This is a genomic window from Flintibacter porci (genome assembly GCF_041925195.1).
GTDB lineage: Bacteria > Bacillota > Clostridia > Oscillospirales > Oscillospiraceae > Lawsonibacter > Lawsonibacter porci.
Window position 1 is genome coordinate 20,094 of sequence record NZ_JBHEVB010000010.1, and the last position, 20,335, is coordinate 40,428.

The following is a 20,335-nucleotide window of genomic DNA, read 5'->3' on the forward strand; positions in this document are numbered from 1 at the left end:
GTTCATTCCTCCATTTTCTGTCTGAGTTCTGTTGTTGGTTCATGGATCAGGGTGTAGTTTCCTTCCTCCTCATCCGCGGCAGACAGGTTGAAAAGATTGAGCTGCCAATGCCTTGCGGAATTGTGGCGCCGGGGGTCGTAGTTGGTGATGACGATCTCCTCATATTCGCTTCCGGCCGTCTGGGACATACTGTTGGGGCGTGTCGTGTAGAAGATGTAGAATTCCTTATACAGCTCCACAATGAAGGGGCAGTAATTGTAGGACACCATGACATATCCCTTGCACTCCAGAAGGGCATCGTGGAGACGCTGATGATCTGCCTTTGGAAACACCGCCGCGTAACAGTCCTCGGCATCGTAGTAGGGCGGATCGAAATAAAGAAATGCGTCTGGGCGGTCGTACTGGTGTACGATCTCCACGCAGTCCTTGTTTTCGATGACGACATTCGCCAGCCTGCGGGAGCACTCCCAAATCAGGTAGAAAAAACGGCGGATGTCGCAGGATTTTCCTGCAAAGGACTTGGCGCCGCCGCTGAAGCTGTATCGGATCAGCTTGAAAAAGTCGGCGGCGCGCCGCACATCACCGCGAGGCGCTCGTTCCAGCATCATTCTCTGGATGGTCTCGGCGTCCGGAAGCTCCAGATACCGCTCTGTCAGCTCCAGTTCCTCTTTCAGATAGTCATCGGTGAATTCCTCTTTGGAGAAGAACTTATACAGCACATTGAAATCGTCACGGGTGTTCAGCGGCAGAAAGCCCAGCTCCTGAAGCAGTGCCATGGTTCTGTTCTTGACACAACAGAACAGGTTGGTCAGGTCACTGTTGAAGTCGTTGTAAACCTCCATACATCCCGGCTGGATGGGACGGCTCAGGGTCACCGTTCCGCTGCCGCCGAACACATCAATAAACCGGGAATACCGCGAGGGAGACAGCTTGCGGATCAGCCACAGCAGCTTGCTTTTACCCCCCACCCAGGGGATGAAGCTTTTCAATCGGCATCACCGCCATCCAATGGCAGCGACATCTGCCCGCTGTCAGTGAATTGCTCCAATGCCTTGGAGAGACCTCGCTCCGCATGGGCGATCTTCTTGATCCGGCTCCGGAGCTGCCGGATGGTTCTCTGCAGTTCTTCCTCAGTGCCGGCGTAAAAATAGCCGGAATCAGAACTGCAGATGGGAATGCCCTCCCCGCGCAGGCTGTTGATCAACCGGCGCAGGTCAGGCCCGCGGATCTGAAAAGCCGCCTCCAGCTCCCGGCTGGATATGACGCTTTGCGCTCCCTTGTGATAGGTTTTCAGGTACTCAGCAATTGGGTTATCCGTTGTCGTGGTCATGCGGGCTCCTTTCCGGGGTGTTACCCGAAAAGAGCGCAAAGAAATCAGGGGCCGTTTGTCCCGATTCGGGTAACGGCCCCTGCAGCTTTCAAGATATTTGATTTTACTTGTATTATCACCTCCGTTCCGGCGAAGTCTGGTCTGTGCGTAGGTTTCTCACATGGTCATGGTAGGCTCCACATCCGGCTGACTGTACTCAAAGACCAGCTCAGTACCATTCCAGGATACGAAACCGTGCTCAGCGGCGGACAGACCCATGAACCGCATCCTCTGTTCGGCATAACCCTCCGCATCAAAGCAGGAGGCGAGCAGTTCATCCTTGGGGTAGACGCCGTCCTGTTTCGCCAGCGTTTTGCCGTATTCAGCCAGTTCCATGTCCCGCGGCATGAAGTTGTAGCAATGGAGGTTCTGCGCCAGATCCAGAGCGTAATCCAGACGGTGACAGTCCTCCAGCTCCATAACAGCCTGCCATTTATCCAGCCACCGGGGTTCGCCTTGCCCCTGTTCCCCCCAGGCATAGCCAAAGTCGATGGCATGACGGACAAGCTCCGCCGCAGAGCTATATTGGGAGAGAATGTCCTCCAGTTGCGGGAGGCAGCAGTCCACATCCACGGCGATACACTCGGTCAAAGACTCCGCCTCCAGTGCGTCCAGCGCCAGGAGAAGTTCATCCGGGTGTGCGGTATCCATATACTCGCCGGTATCCGGAAATCCAACCCACACGCCTTCCGTGTTGGAGCGGCTTGCCAGCTTGACCCGGATACCGTAGTCACCTTTGTCGGGATTCAGCGTCGGGTCGCCGTCCAGGAACGGATCGATCAGAGAGATGACCTTGATGAAGTGTCCGTCGCAGAAGGTGTTCCCACCTTTCTGACGGTAAGTTGCCCCCACTTTCTCCGGGTCAAGGAATGCTCGGATCTGGGAGGAGGGGCGCTGGATCTGCTCCATGACGAATTTGCCCAGCCGGGCATCGTCCCCAGCACCGTAGAACAGGTCGTAGTGATCCAGCTGATTGGCAATCAGCATCACATCGGCAGTAATCTGGGGGCGCTCGATCTGCATGGCGCCCCGAAACAGCAGGTTTTCTTTGACTGTCATGTTTCCGAATCGCCGCTCCAGCCAGTCGTGCTGGGATTTGGTCATTTCGAGGCCATCCAGCAAATCGAAGAGGTCAGACTGTTGAGCGTTCACTACATCATCTCCATTCCGTTGCGCTCAGACGGGTGTTCCTGGGCTTGGAGCAGCTCGTTGCCATCTCTGCGCTGTACCAGTCCATAGGGAGTCAGCACAGCATGGTTGGTGGCCATGACATCCAGGCCATAGTTGTAGAGACTGACATGCTTCTTCAGAATCGAGAGGGACTGCTCGTCCACAATGAACCGAAGCTCCTCGGATGCAACCTCCTCGGGATTCCTCTGGTCAGGCTCGAACAGGTAGTTATCCAGGTTCTCGGAAATCTGAATGGCGGTTTCGACATCGTGGCAGTCCGTTGCAAGGATTACCGCCTTCAGTTTGGAAAGCTCTCCGCTGTTTTCCCGGCATTTGAGGTGCTTTGCCAGTTCGTTAAGCTCCTGGATATCGTCACAGTCCGTACTCTCCAGAAAATCCGGGACAGCGCCATCTTCTGCCCAGAAGACCATCTCACGCCAGGAGGGCGCTTCACACATCGCCAGCACATGATCCAACGCCTCCTGTGCTGCGGGGAGGTTCAGATATACTTGCTTTTCCGGCAGGCCATCGGAGTCCATGGGCGAGCTTCCGGCCAGTAGGCGGATGGCATAGGAGGGAGCCGAAGGCATGAGATCCAGCGTCTCATATACCTGCTTCAGTTCGGTATGCTGTGTGACATATCCGTTGCTTGCAAAGACACCGCCTTCCTCAAATCGAGCTTTTCTGCCGAGCATTTCAAAGTCCAGATACTCAAAGATGGAGTCGGGGACTTTTTCAAGGGTGGGGATGAAATCATTCTCGGCGTAGAATCTGCCCAGCTGCTCATCCGTTGTGGCGTTGACCACATGGCAGCAGTCTGTGCTGTAGGCCAGGTCGATCATTGTGGCAACGCTGATAGGGGAGCTCATCCCGAATGGACTGCAGGAATGTTGCGGCGTCCGTAAATTCCATCTGTTCACCGCTGGCGAATGTCACTCGGCCAATCGGTTTGTTCTGATGGGCCATCTGCTGCTGACGCAGGTCGTAACAGTAGAGATACCCTTGGTGGTCGCCGGGAAACGGGGTGCAGCGCAGGCAGTAACGGTAATGCTTCGTTTCTGCGATGTAACCATAACTCCGGCCATCCTGCGTAATTGATCCACCATTCTGATGACAGTAGGTTCTCATTGCGGACAGATCCTTCAGCGGGCCATCCGCACGAAGGGCATCCACAACTTCCTGAAGGTCGTCCTTAAATTCCCCGGTGTTGAATTGGTCTTCGTTATGAGGCCACCAGGTATGAAAAAATTCTTTCCCGCCAGAGCCAAAGTCCATGCGGAGATGTCCCACCGTACCCAGCGCCTCATCCAGCGCCTGATCCGGCTCCGAATAAAAGAGACCCGCCTCCTCATGAGAAGCGGGCCTGAAATGGCTGAACTGTTTATGATGCTCCAAAAACTCGGCAATCGTTTTGTTGCTCATTTTCTCACTCCCTTCGTGCTGGTATAGCTACACAACATATCACTACTCAGCGGAAATAGCTATGGCCAAAAGGCGTTTTGCCGGAAAAATGGAGATAGCCCGCAACAGCCGCTCCCATTGCTGCCAGAGATGCCAGCGTAATTACGATTTTCTTTTTCATTTACATTCCTCCCATCTGCAATCCGTATTCCGTTTCGTGTGCTTCTATCGGATCTTCCATCATCAATTCCTCCAGACTCAGTGTACCCTGGTAGGCGATATAGCCGCGGTTGGTGAACATACCAGACTCCTGATCCATGTGCTGCAGGCCGTATCTCTCGTAGTCATAGAACTCGTCCAGGTTGGGGTCGTACTCAAAATGGCCGGATTCTTGGATCATGTATTTTCCGTATTCGGCAGGGGTGTGAGCGCCGGGGGCAAACTCAAAGAGAACCAGATTCTCGGCCAGATGACGGATCTGACTGGCACACTCCGGTCCGGCTATGCTCACAGCAGCACCCAGTTTGATGCAGTCATCATGGGAGAGTTTACCCACAGCCTGCGCCAGATAGTTAAGTTCATAGATGTCTTCACAGCGAAAGTCCAGTGCCACATCCACTTCCTCCGGGAACATGCTGTCACCCATGCGGAAACACATATCCTTGGGATCGACAATGCCGCTGCGCTGTATGGCGCGCTCGATCTGTCCTTTGGATGCGGGGAGGTATATCCAGGTGACATTTTTGGTATTCTCCGGTTCCTGCCGGGAAACCAATCCCACCATGATCATATCCGCTTCATAGTGGTAGCCGGGGAGATGCTTTCCATCGTAGAGTTGCGAGAGCTGCATACCGTTGTCATAAACCACGCCGTAGCGTGTGACGGTACCTTCGCTGCCTTCAATCATAAGAATTGCCGTTTCCTCACCATCCAGATGTTCCAACTCCTCGGTGCTGGCACATCCACCGTGGGTGTTCAGATAGTGGCTGCGGCCAATGGCTGCCAAGTCAGAAAAATCCGTAATAACCGTTGCCTGCTGGCAGCAGAAGGTCAGGTTAATCAGATCCTTCATACTGGTGAGATCCAGCTTTTCGGCCATGGCCTGGAATTGTGCGTACTCACCGACATCGAAGCTCTCCAGCCGCTTAGCCAGATAATCCAGCTCGTCCAGATTGACCTGCATCCCCTCCAGACGATAAAATACCGGCCACCCTTTGCAGATCTCATTGACATGGCAGTCGGGAGCAACAACACTTCCAATTTCAAGTGCATTCACCAACTCTATGCAGTGGTCGTATTGTTCCCTGGGGATGGGAAGCGGAATGGTCACTTCTCCGAACTCCGGATGGTCCGAATTGCTTAAAACTGCTTCCATCATGCTTTAGGAATCACCCTTTCTTTCTAAATTTGAAATCGCATCACCATACCTGGCCAGAAGCAGAGCGCAGATAATCAGTTGGAACGCCTCATCTGTGACCAGTTCACGGGATGCGAGATCAGCAATGGTAATGTTTTGGCTGCCAATGGAAATTGCCTTTGCTGCCTGATAAACGCTGTAAAGCTCCGTCTGGATGCCGGCGAGCCGGACGGAGTCAAAATCGAAGCCATCATCTTCGACTTTCCAGATCACCCTGCGCCAGATATCATCGTAGGCTGTCAGGAGAAACAACGCTGCCTGGTTGCGTTGCGACAATCGACGGTAGCGTGTTCGCCAGTGCATCCAGCGTCTGCGGTGTTCGTCAGTACGGAATAATTGCAGAGGATATGGGTATATCTCCTGTGCCAACCGCCTCCAAAGCCGCATTTTCAGATTGCCGTGGAGACAGTCTCGGAGCAGGTCCTCAAGGCTGAGAGCCCCGGTTTCAATCCGTTCCTCCAGACAAATGCACTGGTCCAGAGGGCAGAGGTTCCTGCAAGAGTAATTCATGCAGTATTCACAGTCCACATCCTTGGCCTGATACCGGAATCCAGAGCGGCGCAGGCCGTAGCCTCTGGGCTTAAAATGAGGCGGGGTCATCATCATCTGCTCCATCTGGTGCAAGGGGGTATCTCTCATAAAGTGGCGCGTCATGGGTAGTGATCTCCTTTCGGTGAAATAAAAAAAGCGCCGGAGTCTTGCTTCTAAAACTCCAGCGCTCGGTGTATTATATTGTCAGTTCCTGGCTTTGAGAATCCGTAGAGTGTTGCTCCTGCTCATTGATGTGATCCAGGATATTGGGCATTCCGCTCAGGATCTGTTCCTGAACGCCTTTGATGCATTGTTCCTGGTCATAGGTCAAATCGAATCCGGCGTCCAGGGTATCAGCACAGCAGCGGTAAATTTCAGTAAGCTGTGCCTCATTGAATACCTGCTGTTTCGAGATGAGACCGGACCGGGTGGCGAAGTCCTGCTTGGCGCCCGAATAGTTTTCCTGAAAGTAGCGTCCGTAGTTAAGACCTGTGCGGTCAAAGTTCCAGTCCCAGGTAACAAAGTGGACACCATATTGGGTCGGATGTCCGGCCAGAACCGTTCCGTTGAAATCAGCCAGCACCCTGAAATCTCCCGACAGCCCCTGAGCCTTCAGCGGGGGAGCCTGTTCCATCAAGGTCATGTACTCCTGCACCATGCAGGCCAGATTGGTGGCCCGCTCACAGGCCTGCTCCCGTTCCGAAGTGGCCACATCCTCTTGCCAGTAGCGAACACCTCCGCCCTCTGTGATTCGGCAGAGAGGGCGGCTATCCCATTCCACCGGGAGGAGGTCCTCCTGCTCCGGCTGTGTGGTGAAGCCTTCTCGGCCAAGTACCGTGCAAAGTTCTCGGAAAAATTGTTCTCTATCCATCTTGTTTTACCTCCTGAATCTTAGCGCCCTTTTTGAAATTGTTTGAAAATGAAAAAGGGCACCAATCAATTGGCCTATCACGACCAACAAATTGACGCCCAAAACTTTGTGTATTCTACTGGCAGAAAAATAGCGCCCTTTTTGAAAAATACTGATTCAAAAAGGGCGCCACATGGTTTTGATTTTGCCAACCTCTGAGCAGAGGGGGGTTCGAGTCCCACCAGTTAGGGGGAAACAGTGGTTGGCATCTATGGAATCATCGGTGAATTTTCGAGCTCAAAAAGCCCGGAAACAGTTGATGCCGTAGGCTTCTGGCCTACGGCATCTATACTGTTTTGCTTTTATGGTGCCGGTGGCCGGACTCGAACCGGCACGGATTGCTCCGCCGCATTTTGAGTGCGGTGCGTCTGCCAATTCCGCCACACCGGCATTTATATTTTAATTCCCTGTGTCCCGCATATCTCTGATTTTGGAGGGATATGCGGGAGGGAGATTAAAACCAAATGCTGTTATTCAGTTGAAAATATGCTGTAATACCAAGGGTCCTACAAAAACGCCTGTGAATGGACGAACAAGATTTTGAGTCCACTACGTCTACCAATTCCATCACACCGGCAAAGGCAACATGTATTATACACGAATTTACCCTGATTTGCAAGAGAAAAATAACCATAGGGATTGGAACTGGAGGATTGGAAGAAAATTTAGCGGTTCTTAAGATTTTAAGCCTTGCATCTTAAAAGGACTGTGCTATGCTACCAATGAGAGAACATTTTGTAAAGGAGAAGGACAGCATGCACACCATTTTGATCTGTGATGATGACAAAGATATCGTTTCCGCCCTGGATATCTATCTGAGCAGCGAAGGATATAAGACAGTCAAGGCGTATAACGGCAATGAAGCTCTGCGGGCGGTGGAGCAGAACGATATTCACCTGATTCTCATGGACATTATGATGCCCGAGCTGGATGGCATTCGCGCCACTGCCAAGCTGCGGGAGGGAAGCAATGTTCCCATCATTCTGCTGACGGCGAAAAGCGAGGATAACGACAAGATTCTGGGCCTGAATATCGGTGCAGATGACTATATCACCAAGCCCTTCAATCCCCTGGAAGTGATCGCCCGGGTAAAGAGCCAGCTGCGGCGGTATACTGCTCTGGGCGGAGCTGAGAAGGCGCCTGGTCTTTTGAGTGTAGGGCCTATCTCTATGGATGACGGCGCCAAGCTGGTAACCGTGGATGGGGAGCCGGTATCCCTCACCCCCATTGAGTATAACATCCTGAAGCTGCTGATGACTCACCCGGGCCAGGTATTTTCCTCGGCGCAGATCTATGAGCAGGTGTGGAATGACCCTGCTTACGGCTCGGAGAACACAGTGGCTGTACACATCCGGCACCTGCGGGAGAAGATTGAGATCAATCCTGCCGAGCCTCGGTACCTGAAGGTGGTTTGGGGCCTGGGCTATAAGATGGATAAGGGAGGTATTTAAGTGCGGAAACTGCAGGAGAACCTGCTGATCCGTCTGGCGGCCTGGGTGTTGTTCCTGGTGGCGGTATGGGGCTGTGCTGTGTTCGGACAGAAGACCATTCTGGGCCTGTCCTGTGTCAACGACAGTATACCGCAGGATACGGGAAGATTTTCCCGAGTGCTGGATGACTACATAGGACGGGTAAAAGTCTATGTGGATTCCCAGAATGCACTGACAGGTGCTTTGGATTTTGAGACGGAACAGATTTACCGCAGCGAGGTAAAGCAGAAAGAGGAAGAACTGAACCGGAGCAATACCAATTTCCGATACCAATTTCTTACGAAAGACGGAAGCCAAGTTATTTATACCAATTTGGATGAGTCTGCAGGAACCTTGGAACAACAGGTTCAGGAAGTCGATACCGTAACTTGGGAAGAATACTCTGGAATCTTGCTCTATGGGGTTATACCGATGGAGAAGATGGAAATACACGATGAACTTTATGAAGTATATGCAGATTTTGCCATAGATTATACCAATTTCAACTTCTATATGGGGCTGACCATTGCACTGGGAACTGCGGCGGCAGGGCTGTTTTTGTTTGCCCTGTGGGGTTCAGGCCACAAACCGGAGCAGGAGGAATGCGCAGGTACCTGGCAGGAGCGGATTCCGCTGGAGTTTTATCTCCTTCTGCTGGTAGGGGGCGTAATCTTTGGCGGCTATATGCTTGTGGAACAGCTTGACTCTCTGCTGTATTGGTGGGAGTACGGGGATGCTGCGGTTCGGAAAAGTATCCCCTTGGCTGGAGTAGTTATCGTTGGCTGCGCTGGTATCGGTGCCCTGGTGGTGCGGACCATTACGGTGCGCTGCAAAACTCATAATTTGGTCCATACCACGCTGATTCTCCGGCTGATCGTCTGGGTGCGGTCCAGCCTGGCATATTTTGTGAAAAATCTGCCTGTCACATGGAAAAGTGTGTTGGCCTTTCTTGGATATCTGGGTGTGATCTTCTTTGCGGACTACTGGGAGCCGCTGTCCTACTATCGTCCGCTACCCGGTATGTGCGTGAATGTTGTGGCTTTGATTGCAGTATGCTGGTGGTCTGCGGGTTTCCGCCGGATCCGGAAGGGAACCGAGGTCATTGCCTCCGGAAACGTAAACCACAAAATCGATACGACCCGCCTTCCCGGGGAATTGAGAGAGCACGCTGAAGCACTCAATAACATTTCCAGCGGCTTGAACACCGCCGTAGATGAGAAAATGAAGAGCGAGCGCTTCAAGGCAGAGCTCATTACCAACGTATCCCACGACCTGAAAACGCCTCTGACTTCGATTATCAACTATGTCAATCTCCTGAAATCTACCCAGCAGACCGATCCCAAGGCCCAGGAGTATATTGAGGTTCTGGACCGGAAGTCTCAGCGGCTCAAGAAACTGACGGAGGATTTGGTGGAGGCGTCCAAGGCGTCCACCGGTGCGCTGTCGGTGAACCGGGAGCGGATCGGGATGAGCCAGCTGCTCAGCCAGGCGCTGGGAGAGTATGAAGAGAAGCTGGAAGAGCGCAGACTGACCGTAGTGTGCACTGAACCGGAGGGAGAGAGCTATGTCTACGCCGATGGGCGGCACCTGTGGCGGGTGATCGATAACCTGCTGGGCAACTGTGCAAAATACGCTCTGGAGGGGACGAGAATCTACATTGAACTCATCCGGGGTAAGGGCAGCGTTACGCTGGCCATCAAAAATGTGTCCCGAGAGGCACTGAACATTCCGGCAGAGCGTCTGATGGAACGCTTTGTCCGGGGGGATACCTCCCGTACCACGGAAGGATCCGGGCTGGGACTGTCCATTGCCCGCAGCCTGACCGAACTGCAGGGAGGAACCTTTGAACTGGTGGTGGATGGAGACCTGTTTAAAGCACTGGTCACCATGCCCCAAGCATCCTGATATTTTACGCCGGGCGCGCGGCAGCATACGAATGCTGCTGCGCGCTTGTTTCGTGATAATGCCGGAAAAAGAGCTGGAATTTTTCGAAAAATCCATATTCTTTTCTTTCTTTTTATGGTATGATGATAAACAGGACTTTTATGGAACTAGAGCCGAAAGGCAGAAGAAGGAAAGGAGCGGGTGCCATGAAGAACAGATGGATTTCAGCAGGGGTGCTGGCTGCCATGCTCATGGCGCTGACGCTGGTACTGTCAGGCTGCTTTTTCCGCTCTCCCGAGGAGCTTTACCAGAGTCCGGAGCGCTCTGCGGACTATGAAAATCTGACCCAGAAGATTCGGGAAGTCAAGGGGAAGCTGGCCCAGGAGTATGGTGTGACCGAAGTGGAGGATACGTCGGTCCTCTCCGGTGACAACACCGCCCTCATCCAGCTTCAGGATATGGACGGAGACGGACAGCGGGAGACCGCAGTTACCTTTTTCCGTGTGCCTGGCGCAGAGAAGCCTCAGAAGATTTTCTTCTTTACCAAAGGTGAAGATGACATCTACACTGTCAGCGCCATGCTGGAGGGAGATGGCTCCGCCATCTATCGGGTGGACTATGCAGATCTGGACGGCAGCGGCTACAAAGAAGTTGTGGTCAGCTGGCAGATGAGTACCGGCGCATATTTGTTGGGTGTATATTCTGTGGAAGCGCCCATGAGCCGCAGCCGGCTGCAAATGGCCAATTCCAGTAAAAACGGCGCTGCATCCGTGCAGAACGATGATCTGCGGGGCTCGGAGTGGATGACTACCGCCTATGGAGACTATATCTTAACCGATATTGACCAGGATTCCCGTACAGAGGTTGCGATTGTGCGCATCGATCCCTCCCTGACCAACAGCGGTGTGGATGTGTACGGCTGGAAGGACAGTGCCTTCAAAAAACTGAGCACCGCTCCATTGTCAACCGGTGTGGTGAGCGTAGGCCGGGGCGGAGTGGAAGAGAACTTCATCAATGGCGATCCGCCGGTCCGGGCGCTGTATGTCTCTTCGGAGCTGTCTGACGGCAGTCATGTCGTGGATGTGATCGCCTATCAGCAGGGAAAGCTCACCAATATCAGCCTGGCTCCGGAGACCGGGATCAGCCGGGAGACTCTCAGCCGCTATGTGGATCTGGAGCCCTCGGATGTGAACGGAGACGGAGTGCTGGAGCTGCCTCAGCCCAGCCCGCTGCCGGGACAGGAAGACAGTACCGCATCGGACTACTGGCTGATTGACTGGTATCAGTATGACAGCAGCGGCCAGCGCATTGAAGTTTGCACTACGTACCACAATGTAACCGACGGATGGTATTTGATCATTCCGGACACCTGGAAGGACTGTATTACCATCTCCCGCTATGACGCGATCAGCGGCCAGCGGGCGGTGATCTTCTACCACCTGGAGGGGAGCGGAGATCCCAGTCCCTTCCTGGTAATCTACAAATTTACCAGTCAGACCAACCGGGCCAATACCTCTAACCGCTTTATCCTGCGGGAGGAGGAGAACGCGGTGTATGCCGCATCGTTCTATAATTCCTCCTGGGACTGCGGGATGGACGAGACTGAACTGGTTTCGGCCTTCAAGCTGATCCAGAGCGGATGGTCAGACTGAACTGTGCTGCGAAAGGAAGGAAAACCGTGAGAAAAGTTCTTGTATTGGAAGATGAAGAGAACATTCGCAGTTTCGTGGTGATCAACCTGAAGCGGGCGGGGTATCAAACCATTGAGGCCGCTACCGGAGAGGACGCCCTGGTGGCGCTGAAAGAAAACCCGGGGATCAAGGTGGCTCTGCTGGATATTATGCTGCCTGGTATTGATGGGTTTGAGGTCTGCCGCCGTATTCGTGCCATGGACAATAAGATCGGCATCATTATGCTTACCGCCCGTACCCAGGAGATGGACAAGGTCACCGGCCTGATGACCGGAGCGGACGACTATGTGACAAAACCCTTCTCTCCCGCGGAACTCACCGCCCGAGTGGATGCCCTGTTCCGCCGTACCGGTGGGGAAGAAGAGGAGACCTCGCCTGACGAGATCAGCCAGCCTCCTTTCCTGCTCAATACCCGCAACCGTACCTTGGAAAAGAACGGCCAGCGGGTGAAGCTGACTCAGGTGGAGTACGGAATCGTCAAGTTGTTTATGGAAAACCCCGGGAAAGCACTGTCCCGCGAGGAGATCCTGGATGCCGTATGGGGCAAGGACTATTTTGGCGAGCTGAAAATTGTAGATGTGAACATCCGCCGCCTGCGCATCAAGATCGAAGACAATCCCACCAAGCCCACCTATGTGAACACTGTGTGGGGCTATGGATATAAGTGGGGGAGTTAAAGAGAAGCGCGGAGGCGTGCGGAGCAGCGCGGATGGACCGGAGCGAGGGCGCGGAACCGAAGGGACGCGAAGCGGATCTGTTCCAAGCCCGAGACGGAGGGAAGCCGCGCGTTGCGCAGCCGCCACAGCGTGATCCCAAAGCGCGGACACAAAATCATGAAAAACCATAAAACCTTGCGGAAACCCGAGACTTAAGAGGGGAGGTGCTCAAATGGCCAAGAAGGTCGTTGTAACCGATAAAGTGAAGATCCGGGGTATCCGGCGGCGCTGGCTCATCAACAGTGTAGGCGTGGTGCTGCTGGTGCTGGCCATGGCGTTGGGCACCTTTGCCGCAGCCATGTGGAGCTATTATTACACCACAACGATCAATGATCTGCAGCGCCAGGCAGAGGACCGGGCACGGGGATTTGCCTCCTATACCCGCAGCCAGTTTTGGGGCAACGCCCAAAGCGCGGTGCAGGAATTTGAGAACAAGACCAAACTGGAACTGCAATTTCTGGATGTGACCGGAGCGGTACAGTATTCCAGTAATGACTTGGCGGCCGGTACCACGCCGGGCACACCCGATATCCAGAGCGTACTGGTCAACCAGGAGTCCAAGGCGTGGATGGGAACCGACCCCCACACCGGGGAGCGGATTGTAGCTGCTTCTGCTCCGGTGGTCTACCATGGGCAGACCGTGGCCATCGTGCGGTATGTAACCTCTCTGGTGGCCATTGACTGGCAATTTTTCCTGTCCGTCGCCTTGGCATGCCTGCTGGGGGCGGTGATCCTTGCTCTGGTGTATTTCTCCAACCTCTACTTTGTGCGCTCCATTGTAGAGCCGTTGGCCAGCATTACCGAGACGGCGCGGCTCATTGCCGACGGCAGCTACGGCGTACAGATTGAGAAAAAGTTTGATGATGAGATCGGCGAACTGACCGACACCATCAACGATATGTCCCTGAAAATCAAACAGTCCGAAAAGACCCAGTCGGAGTTTATCTCCTCTGTCTCCCACGAACTGCGCACCCCTCTGACCGCCATCACCGGATGGGCAGAGACCATCCAGAGCGGCGAACTGCGAGACCCCAAGGATGTGCGCAAGGGTATGGATATTATCGTCTCTGAGGCGCGGCGGCTGACCAACATGGTGGAGGAGCTGCTGGAGTTCTCCCGGATGTCGGATGGACGGTTCACCTTGTCGGTGGAGCCTCTAGACCTGAAGGCGGAGCTGGAGGACGCGGTGTATACCTACCGGGAGTTCTTCCGCCGGGAGGGTATCGAGCTTACCTATCAGGATTGCCCGGAGGAGGCGGTACCCATCAGCGGCGACCCGGAGCGGCTGCGCCAGGTATTCTGCAACTTGCTGGACAATGCAGGCAAGCACGGCGGCTCGGGCAAACGCATCGATGTGTCCATTGCCCAGGAAGAGGAGTTTGCAGTCATCCGTATTCGGGACTACGGTCCCGGCATCCCGGAGGAGGAGCTGCCTCACGTAAAGTACAAGTTCTATAAAGGAAGTTCCAAGGCCAGAGGTTCCGGTATCGGTCTGGCCGTATGTGAAGAGATCGTTACCCGCCATGAGGGAACTCTGGACATTGGAAATGCCGAGGGCGGAGGCTGCCTGGTGACGCTCCGTCTGCCAATTGAAACATAAGTTCGAATTTCCGGTTGCAATTCCCATGGGAACTTGATAGAATACCTGTGGGTCTGCCTGTCCCTGGAAAAAAGGAGAAACAAGATTCATGTCAACAGAGCAAAAAAACTGCGCCTGCCCGAAGGGCGGTTTCAAGACCATGTGCGGCGGTCAGGCGCTGATCGAAGGCATCATGATGCGCGGGCCAAAGAAGCAGGCCATCGTGGTGCGTCAGCCCGACGGTCAGCTGGCCATTCGGGAGAGTGAGCTGAAGCTGATCAAGGATAAATATCCCCTGCTGGGCCTGCCTCTTGTGCGGGGGGTGGTGACCTTTGTGGCCTCTATGGTGGAGGGCGTAAAGGCGCTGATGTATTCCGCCGAGTTTTTCCCGGAAGAGGAGGAAGAGCCCGAGGAGCCCTCCAAGTTTGAGCTTTGGCTGGAAAAGACGCTGGGTAGTGAAAAGGCTGCATCTGTCATTGTAATGGTGGCAGTAGTGCTGGGCATCTGCATGTCTATCGGCCTGTTTTTCCTGCTGCCCACCCTGTTGGGTAGCGCTGTGACGTTGGTCACGGACTCCATGCTGGTGCGCAATGTAGCGGAGAGCGTACTGAAAATTGTGATTTTTGTGGGCTATTTGGCCATGTGTTCCCATATGAAGGATATTCGCCGGGTATTTCAATACCACGGAGCGGAGCATAAGACCATTTTCTGCTATGAGGCGGGACTGCCGTTGACGGTGGAAAATGTGCGCAAACAGCCCCGACACCATCCCCGCTGCGGTACCAGCTTTTTGTTTATGGTGATTGCCATCTCTATCCTGGTCTCCACGGTGGTCTTTGCCATTTGGCCGGTTCACCATGTGGTTTGGCGGTTTTTGGCTCATTTGGCCATGCTGCCTGTTATTGTGGGCATCAGCTATGAGTTTAACCGCTGGGCGGGACGCCACGATGGGCTTGTGACCCGTATTTTGGTGGCTCCCGGCCTGTGGCTCCAGAATTTTACCACCTTTGAACCGGACGACTCTATGATCGAGGTGGGCATCAAGGCTCTGGAATTGGTGCTGCCGGAGAATAAGGGCGAGGACGCGTGGTAAGAAGAAGCGCTTAAGGCGTGCGGAGCAGCGCGGATGGACCGGAGCGAGGACGAGGAACCGAAGGGACGCGAAGCGGCCCTGTTCCAAGTCCGAGACGGAGGGAAGCCGCGCGTTGCGCAGCCGCCGCAGCGTGAATACGAAGCGCGGAGGGCAGGCGCATAGGAGCGACAGACTCCGGAGCGGATGGGCAGAGCCCAGGGACAGCCAAAGGCTGAAACGGGTCTGCCCGGAGTCGGAGGAGTTGTCGTTCCGGCCATGCGCCCAGCCCGCAGCGTGACAGCGCGAAGCGCGGAGCTTAGGTCCATAGGGGAGCTTGGAGCGCAGCGAGGGTGAGAACCCAAGGCCCGCTATGCGGGGCTGGTTTGTGCCCGAGACGCAGCGAAAGCGACCCGGCCATGGACCCAAAGCGCAGCGTGATCCCGAAGCGCGCAGCCTGTCCTAACCCCAAATTTCAATTGCAAACCAGAGAAAACCGAGGAGATATTCCTCTCAGTATGGAAAACAAGACGGAAGGTGAGGCAATGGCTACCACCTATAACAATTTATTCCTGGATACTCGGGCGCGCCTGCGTAAGGCAGGGATCGAGGCAGGACAGCTGGAGGCCCGGGAGCTTATTTGCTATGCAGCGGATAAGAGCCGGGAGCAGTTTTACCGGGACATGCCCCTGTATGTTTCGGGCGAGATGGAGCGCCGGGTGGAAGAGCTGGTGCAGCGCCGCCTGGCAGGAGAGCCGGTGGCCTATATCGTGGGCGAGTGGGAGTTTTACGGACTGCCCCTGAATATCTCCAACGACGTGCTCATTCCCCGCATCGATACCGAAGTGCTGGCCGAGCGGGGCATCCTGCGGGCCAGAGCGGCGGGAGAGGGAGCCCGGGTGCTGGATCTGTGCGCTGGAAGCGGCTGTGTGGGATTGGCCATCGCCGCCAACGCCCCCGACTGCCGGGTGGTGCTGGGCGAGCTGTCCGAGGGTGCTCTGCGGGTGTGCAAGCAGAATGTGCGCCGCAATGAGCTTAACGCCCGGGTGACCTGCCTGTCGGTGAACGCCATGGAGCCCCCCGCCTCCTCTCTGTGGGATTTTGACGTAATTGTGAGCAATCCTCCCTACATCCCCACCGGAGACATTGAAGGACTGGACCACAGCGTAAAGGACTACGAACCTCACATGGCTCTGGACGGCGGCGCAGACGGTCTGGATTTTTACCGCTTTATTGCTGCTAAATGGAAAAACGCCATCCGTCTGGGCGGCTCTCTCATTTTTGAGGTAGGAATCGGACAGGCTCCGGATGTGGAAAATATTCTGGCCCAGAACGGATTTGAACAGATCCAGACCACCGCTGACACCCAGGGAATCTGGCGTGTTGTGGAGGGAACTATCAACGGATAAACCCGTGCCCGCCGGCGCGGGAGAGCTGGGCGGCCCGGCCGCCGACGGAAGAAAAGGAGTAATCAGATATGGCAACCAAAAAGCCTGTGGTGGAGAGCGCCGCTCCCGCCTCGGATAAGAAGAAAGCGTTGGAGACCGCCATGGCCCAGATCGAGCGGGCCTACGGCAAGGGCTCCATTATGCGTCTGGGAGAGAATGTGGACGTGATGGTGGAGTCCATCCCCACCGGCTCTCTCTCCTTGGACCTGGCTCTGGGCATCGGAGGTATGCCCCGGGGCCGTATCATTGAGATCTATGGACCGGAATCCTCCGGTAAGACCACCCTGGCCCTCCATGTAGTGGCCGAAGCCCAGAAGCGGGGCGGCGAGGTGGCCTTTATCGACGCCGAGCATGCCCTGGATCCCACCTATGCCCGGGCCTTGGGCGTGGATATCGACTCCATGCTGATTGCCCAGCCTGACACCGGCGAGCAGGGTCTGGAGATCTGTGAAGCTCTGGTGCGCTCGGGCGCTATCGACGTGGTGGTCGTGGACTCGGTGGCAGCCCTGACTCCCCGGGCGGAGATCGAGGGCGACATGGGCGACAGCCACGTGGGTCTGCTGGCCCGGCTGATGAGCCAGGCTCTGCGTAAGCTGGCCGGCTCTATCGCCAAGACCAACTGTATCGTGATCTTCATTAACCAGCTGCGTGAAAAGGTGGGCGTGGTTTACGGCAACCCCGAGGTCACCACCGGCGGCCGGGCGCTGAAGTTCTACTCCTCCGTGCGTATCGACGTGCGGCGCATCGAGGCTCTGAAGAGCGGCTCCGAAATCATCGGTAACCGCACCCGAGCCAAGATCGTGAAGAATAAGGTAGCTCCCCCCTTCCGGGAGGCGGAGTTTGATATCATGTACGGCGAAGGCATCTCCAAGGTGGGTGAGCTGATCGACCTGGGTGTGAAGCTGGACCTGGTGCAGAAGAGCGGCTCCTGGTTTGCCATGGGCGAACTGCGCCTGGGTCAGGGCCGGGATGCTGCCAAGCAGTTCCTGCGGGATAACCCCGATCTGGCCGACGAGCTGGAGGCCAAGATCCGTGCCAACTCCTTCAAGCTCCTGTCCAAGCAGGGCCAGGCGGCTGCCCGGGCTGCGGGACGTGCGGTGGATATTTCCGCCGACGACTTCCAGGACGGCGAGGACTAAGTGAAGATCGTACAGCTCAAGCCCTCCCAGCGTGTTCAGGGCCGATGGCTGGCCCAGCTGGAGGACGGAACCCTGCTCCGTGTGGGCGAAAATGAGGTGCTGAACTTCTCTTTGTACAGCGGGAAGGAACTGACCGAGGAAGAACTCCGGGCCATCACCCAGGCTACCCGGAAGAGTGGGCTGAAAGAAAAAGCCCTCAATCTGGCGGCCTCCAAGCCCATCTCCCGCCGGGAGATGGAGCGCAAGCTGGAGAGCTGGGAGGCCAGTGAGGAGGAAACTGCCCAGATCTGTGACCGGCTGGAGGAACTGGGCCTGTTGGACGATCAGCGGTACGCCTGTACCGTGGTGCGCCACTACTCTGGAAAGGGTTATGGTGTGCGGAAACTCCAGGACGAGCTCTACCGCCGGGGAGTGCCCCGGGAGATGTGGGAGCAGGCCCTGGAAGAGGCTCAGGATCCTACAAACGCCATTGAGGCCTTCGTGGCCAAGAAGCTTGCCGGGAAAGAAGTAGATCGCCGGGAACTCAAGCGGGTTTCCGACGCGCTGCTGCGCCGGGGCTACCAATGGCAGGAGATCCGGCCGGTCCTGGACCGGTACAGCCGGGACGATCTGGATTGAAAAACTATGAGATTAGGAGCGATATGATGCCTTATAAGATTGCCTTTGTCTCCCTGGGCTGTGCGAAGAACTTGGTGAATACCGAGCAGATGATGGCCCTGTGCCGCAAGGCAGGTCACATCGTCACCGGAGAGCCTGAGGGGGCTGACGTGGCGGTGCTGAATACCTGCGGGTTTATTGAGTCGGCCAAGAGCGAGGCCATTGAAAATATCTTGGAGCTGGCCCAGCTCAAGCAGGACGGCAAGCTGAAGAAGCTGCTGGTGGCCGGATGCCTGACCCAGCGCTACCCCGATGACATTCGTAAGGAACTGCCTGAGGTGGACGGTATGCTGGGAACCGGCAGCTACACCGATGTGGTTACCGCCGTGGAGGAGCTGATGGCCGGGGAGCGGCCGGAGCACTTTGAGCGGATCGACCGGGCCTATGACGACGGGGAGCGGATGGTCACCACGCCTCCCTATACCGCCTATTTGAAAATTGCCGAGGGATGCAGCAACGGCTGTGCCTTCTGCATCATCCCCAAACTTCGTGGCCGCTACCGCAGCCGCACCATGGACCATCTGCTGGAGGAGGCCAAGTCTCTGGCTGATTCCGGGGTGAAGGAGCTTATCGTCATTGCTCAGGACATTACCCGCTACGGCAGCGACCTGGGGGATGGCACCACACTGGCAGGCCTTTTGAAGGAGCTGTGTAAGCTGCCCTTCCATTGGATCCGCCTGCACTACCTCTATCCCGAGGCCATCACCGACGAACTGGTGGAGGTCATTGCCAGCGAGAAGAAGATCGTCCACTATCTGGACATCCCCATCCAGCACTGCAATGACGGGATCTTGAAGGCGATGCGCCGCCGTAACACAAAGGCAGAGCTGGAAGAGCTGTTTGCCCGTCTGCGCAAAGCCATCCCCGATGTGGTGATCCGCACCTCTTTGATCTGTGGTCTGCCCGGCGAGGGCGAGGCGGAATTTGAGGAGCTATGCGAGTTCCTCAAAGAACAGAAGCTTCAGCGGGCCGGTGTATTCCAGTTCTCCCCGGAGGAGGGTACCCTGGCTGAGAAGATGGAAAACCAGGTGGACCCCGATGTGGCGGCCCGCCGGGTAGAGCTGGTAGTGGATCTCCAGTCCCGGATTATGGATGAGTACAACGAGGAGCGCCTGGGAACTGTGATGGAAGTGCTCTGCGAGGGCTTTGACAGCCAGGCGGGATGCTTCGTGGGCCGGACCTATGCCGACTCGGTGGAGATCGACGGCCACGTGTACTTTACCGCTGCAGGACTGGTGCCGGCCGGCGAGTTTGTCCATGTGCGCATCACCGGTGTGTCCGACGGCGATCTGACCGGTGAGATTGAAGAGTAAGGAAGAAGAGTAAGAGGAGCTGAATATTCTCATGAATACCGCAAATAAGCTGACCCTGGCTCGGGTGGTTATGATCCCCCTGTTTTTGCTGGTGCTTTACCTGCATGTGCCGGGGGCCAACTACTGGGCGCTGGCCATTTTTATCGTAGCCAGTCTCACTGACACGCTGGACGGATACATCGCCCGGCACTACAACCAGACTACCGACTTCGGCAAGTTTATGGATCCCCTGGCGGATAAATGTCTGGTGACGGCCGCCATGCTGTGGTTTGTAGAGATTGGCCACATGCCGGGCTGGGCGCTGCTCATTGTCATCGTGCGGGAGTTTGCCGTGTCCGGCCTGCGGATGGTGGCCGCTGACAAGGGACGGGTCATTGCTGCTGGATGGTCCGGCAAGGTAAAGACCGCTTCCACCATGGTCTGCATCTGCCTGATGCTGCTGCTGCCCCGGTTTGTGGAGCTCAGCGCGATCTGTGTAGCGGTGATCGTACTGACCACCATTTGGTCGGGCGTAGAATATTTTATGAAGAATTTGGACGTTCTGTCTGAGGTAAAGTGAACGAGGTGTCAGC

19 protein-coding genes and 1 tRNA gene are annotated in these 20,335 nt (G+C 55.6%); 11 read left to right on the top strand and 9 right to left on the bottom strand.

Annotated elements, in window-relative coordinates; all coding sequences use genetic code 11:
- Positions 1–2 precede the first annotated feature (2 nt).
- The 9 genes from ACEVJL_RS11555 to ACEVJL_RS11595 all read right to left on the bottom strand — a co-directional run bounded on the left by ACEVJL_RS11555 (position 3) and on the right by ACEVJL_RS11595 (position 7,188).
- Positions 3–989 (bottom strand): DNA adenine methylase, encoded by a 987-nt coding sequence (locus tag ACEVJL_RS11555; RefSeq protein WP_374737955.1) that lies wholly within the window; start codon positions 987–989, stop codon positions 3–5.
- Positions 986–1,330, bottom strand: coding sequence for a hypothetical protein (locus ACEVJL_RS11560; protein WP_374737956.1), 345 nt, complete (start codon positions 1,328–1,330; stop codon positions 986–988). The genes ACEVJL_RS11555 and ACEVJL_RS11560 overlap by 4 nt, the downstream gene beginning before the upstream one ends.
- 156 nt (positions 1,331–1,486) lie before the next feature.
- Entirely contained in the window at positions 1,487–2,521 is a 1,035-nt protein-coding gene (locus tag ACEVJL_RS11565; RefSeq protein ID WP_374737957.1) for a hypothetical protein, read from the bottom strand.
- Positions 2,521–3,381 carry a hypothetical protein gene (locus ACEVJL_RS11570; protein WP_374737958.1) on the bottom strand — a complete coding sequence of 287 codons (861 nt, stop codon included), beginning with the start codon at positions 3,379–3,381 and terminating at the stop codon, positions 2,521–2,523. The genes ACEVJL_RS11565 and ACEVJL_RS11570 overlap by 1 nt, the downstream gene beginning before the upstream one ends.
- Complete coding sequence (locus ACEVJL_RS11575; RefSeq protein ID WP_374737959.1) at positions 3,323–3,961, bottom strand: hypothetical protein; 639 nt, start codon at positions 3,959–3,961, stop codon at positions 3,323–3,325. The genes ACEVJL_RS11570 and ACEVJL_RS11575 overlap by 59 nt, the downstream gene beginning before the upstream one ends.
- Before the next feature lie 160 nt (positions 3,962–4,121).
- Entirely contained in the window at positions 4,122–5,270 is a 1,149-nt protein-coding gene (locus ACEVJL_RS11580; protein ID WP_374737960.1) for an antirestriction protein ArdA, read from the bottom strand.
- Between the two features lie 51 nt (positions 5,271–5,321).
- Entirely contained in the window at positions 5,322–6,011 is a 690-nt protein-coding gene (locus ACEVJL_RS11585) for a hypothetical protein (protein ID WP_374737961.1), read from the bottom strand.
- Between the two features lie 73 nt (positions 6,012–6,084).
- The gene (locus ACEVJL_RS11590; protein ID WP_374737962.1) at positions 6,085–6,759 is read right to left on the bottom strand and encodes a hypothetical protein; all 675 of its coding nucleotides are present in this window, start codon (positions 6,757–6,759) and stop codon (positions 6,085–6,087) included.
- A 344-nt stretch (positions 6,760–7,103) separates the two neighbouring features.
- A tRNA-Leu gene (locus ACEVJL_RS11595) sits at positions 7,104–7,188 on the bottom strand.
- Between the two features lie 365 nt (positions 7,189–7,553).
- On the opposite strand from ACEVJL_RS11595, the gene ACEVJL_RS11600 reads away from it, so the two are divergent.
- From ACEVJL_RS11600 to pgsA, 11 genes are all read left to right on the top strand, one after another.
- Positions 7,554–8,249, top strand: a complete 696-nt coding sequence (locus ACEVJL_RS11600) for a response regulator transcription factor (RefSeq protein WP_020990034.1) — start codon at positions 7,554–7,556, stop codon at positions 8,247–8,249.
- Positions 8,250–10,172 (top strand): sensor histidine kinase, encoded by a 1,923-nt coding sequence (locus ACEVJL_RS11605; protein WP_374737964.1) that lies wholly within the window; start codon positions 8,250–8,252, stop codon positions 10,170–10,172.
- Between the two features lie 185 nt (positions 10,173–10,357).
- The gene (locus ACEVJL_RS11610) at positions 10,358–11,803 is read left to right on the top strand and encodes a hypothetical protein (RefSeq protein WP_151075420.1); all 1,446 of its coding nucleotides are present in this window, start codon (positions 10,358–10,360) and stop codon (positions 11,801–11,803) included.
- Between the two features lie 26 nt (positions 11,804–11,829).
- Positions 11,830–12,519, top strand: coding sequence for a response regulator transcription factor (locus ACEVJL_RS11615; protein ID WP_008982794.1), 690 nt, complete (start codon positions 11,830–11,832; stop codon positions 12,517–12,519).
- A gap of 211 nt (positions 12,520–12,730) precedes the next feature.
- The gene (locus ACEVJL_RS11620) at positions 12,731–14,158 is read left to right on the top strand and encodes a sensor histidine kinase (RefSeq protein WP_235398326.1); all 1,428 of its coding nucleotides are present in this window, start codon (positions 12,731–12,733) and stop codon (positions 14,156–14,158) included.
- Between the two features lie 88 nt (positions 14,159–14,246).
- A complete protein-coding gene (locus ACEVJL_RS11625) occupies positions 14,247–15,230 on the top strand; it encodes a DUF1385 domain-containing protein (RefSeq protein ID WP_235398327.1) in 984 nt (327 codons plus the stop codon).
- A gap of 494 nt (positions 15,231–15,724) precedes the next feature.
- Complete coding sequence (gene prmC / locus ACEVJL_RS11630; protein WP_374737965.1) at positions 15,725–16,615, top strand: peptide chain release factor N(5)-glutamine methyltransferase; 891 nt, start codon at positions 15,725–15,727, stop codon at positions 16,613–16,615.
- 68 nt (positions 16,616–16,683) lie between these two features.
- Complete coding sequence (recA, locus tag ACEVJL_RS11635; RefSeq protein WP_008982790.1) at positions 16,684–17,793, top strand: recombinase RecA; 1,110 nt, start codon at positions 16,684–16,686, stop codon at positions 17,791–17,793.
- Positions 17,794–18,411, top strand: coding sequence for a regulatory protein RecX (locus ACEVJL_RS11640; protein WP_374737966.1), 618 nt, complete (start codon positions 17,794–17,796; stop codon positions 18,409–18,411).
- 26 nt (positions 18,412–18,437) lie between these two features.
- On the top strand, positions 18,438–19,763 hold the full coding sequence (rimO, locus tag ACEVJL_RS11645) for a 30S ribosomal protein S12 methylthiotransferase RimO (RefSeq protein WP_325208169.1): 1,326 nt from the start codon (positions 18,438–18,440) through the stop codon (positions 19,761–19,763).
- Between the two features lie 31 nt (positions 19,764–19,794).
- Entirely contained in the window at positions 19,795–20,322 is a 528-nt protein-coding gene (pgsA, locus tag ACEVJL_RS11650) for a CDP-diacylglycerol--glycerol-3-phosphate 3-phosphatidyltransferase (protein ID WP_008982787.1), read from the top strand.
- Positions 20,323–20,335: the final 13 nt, after the last annotated feature.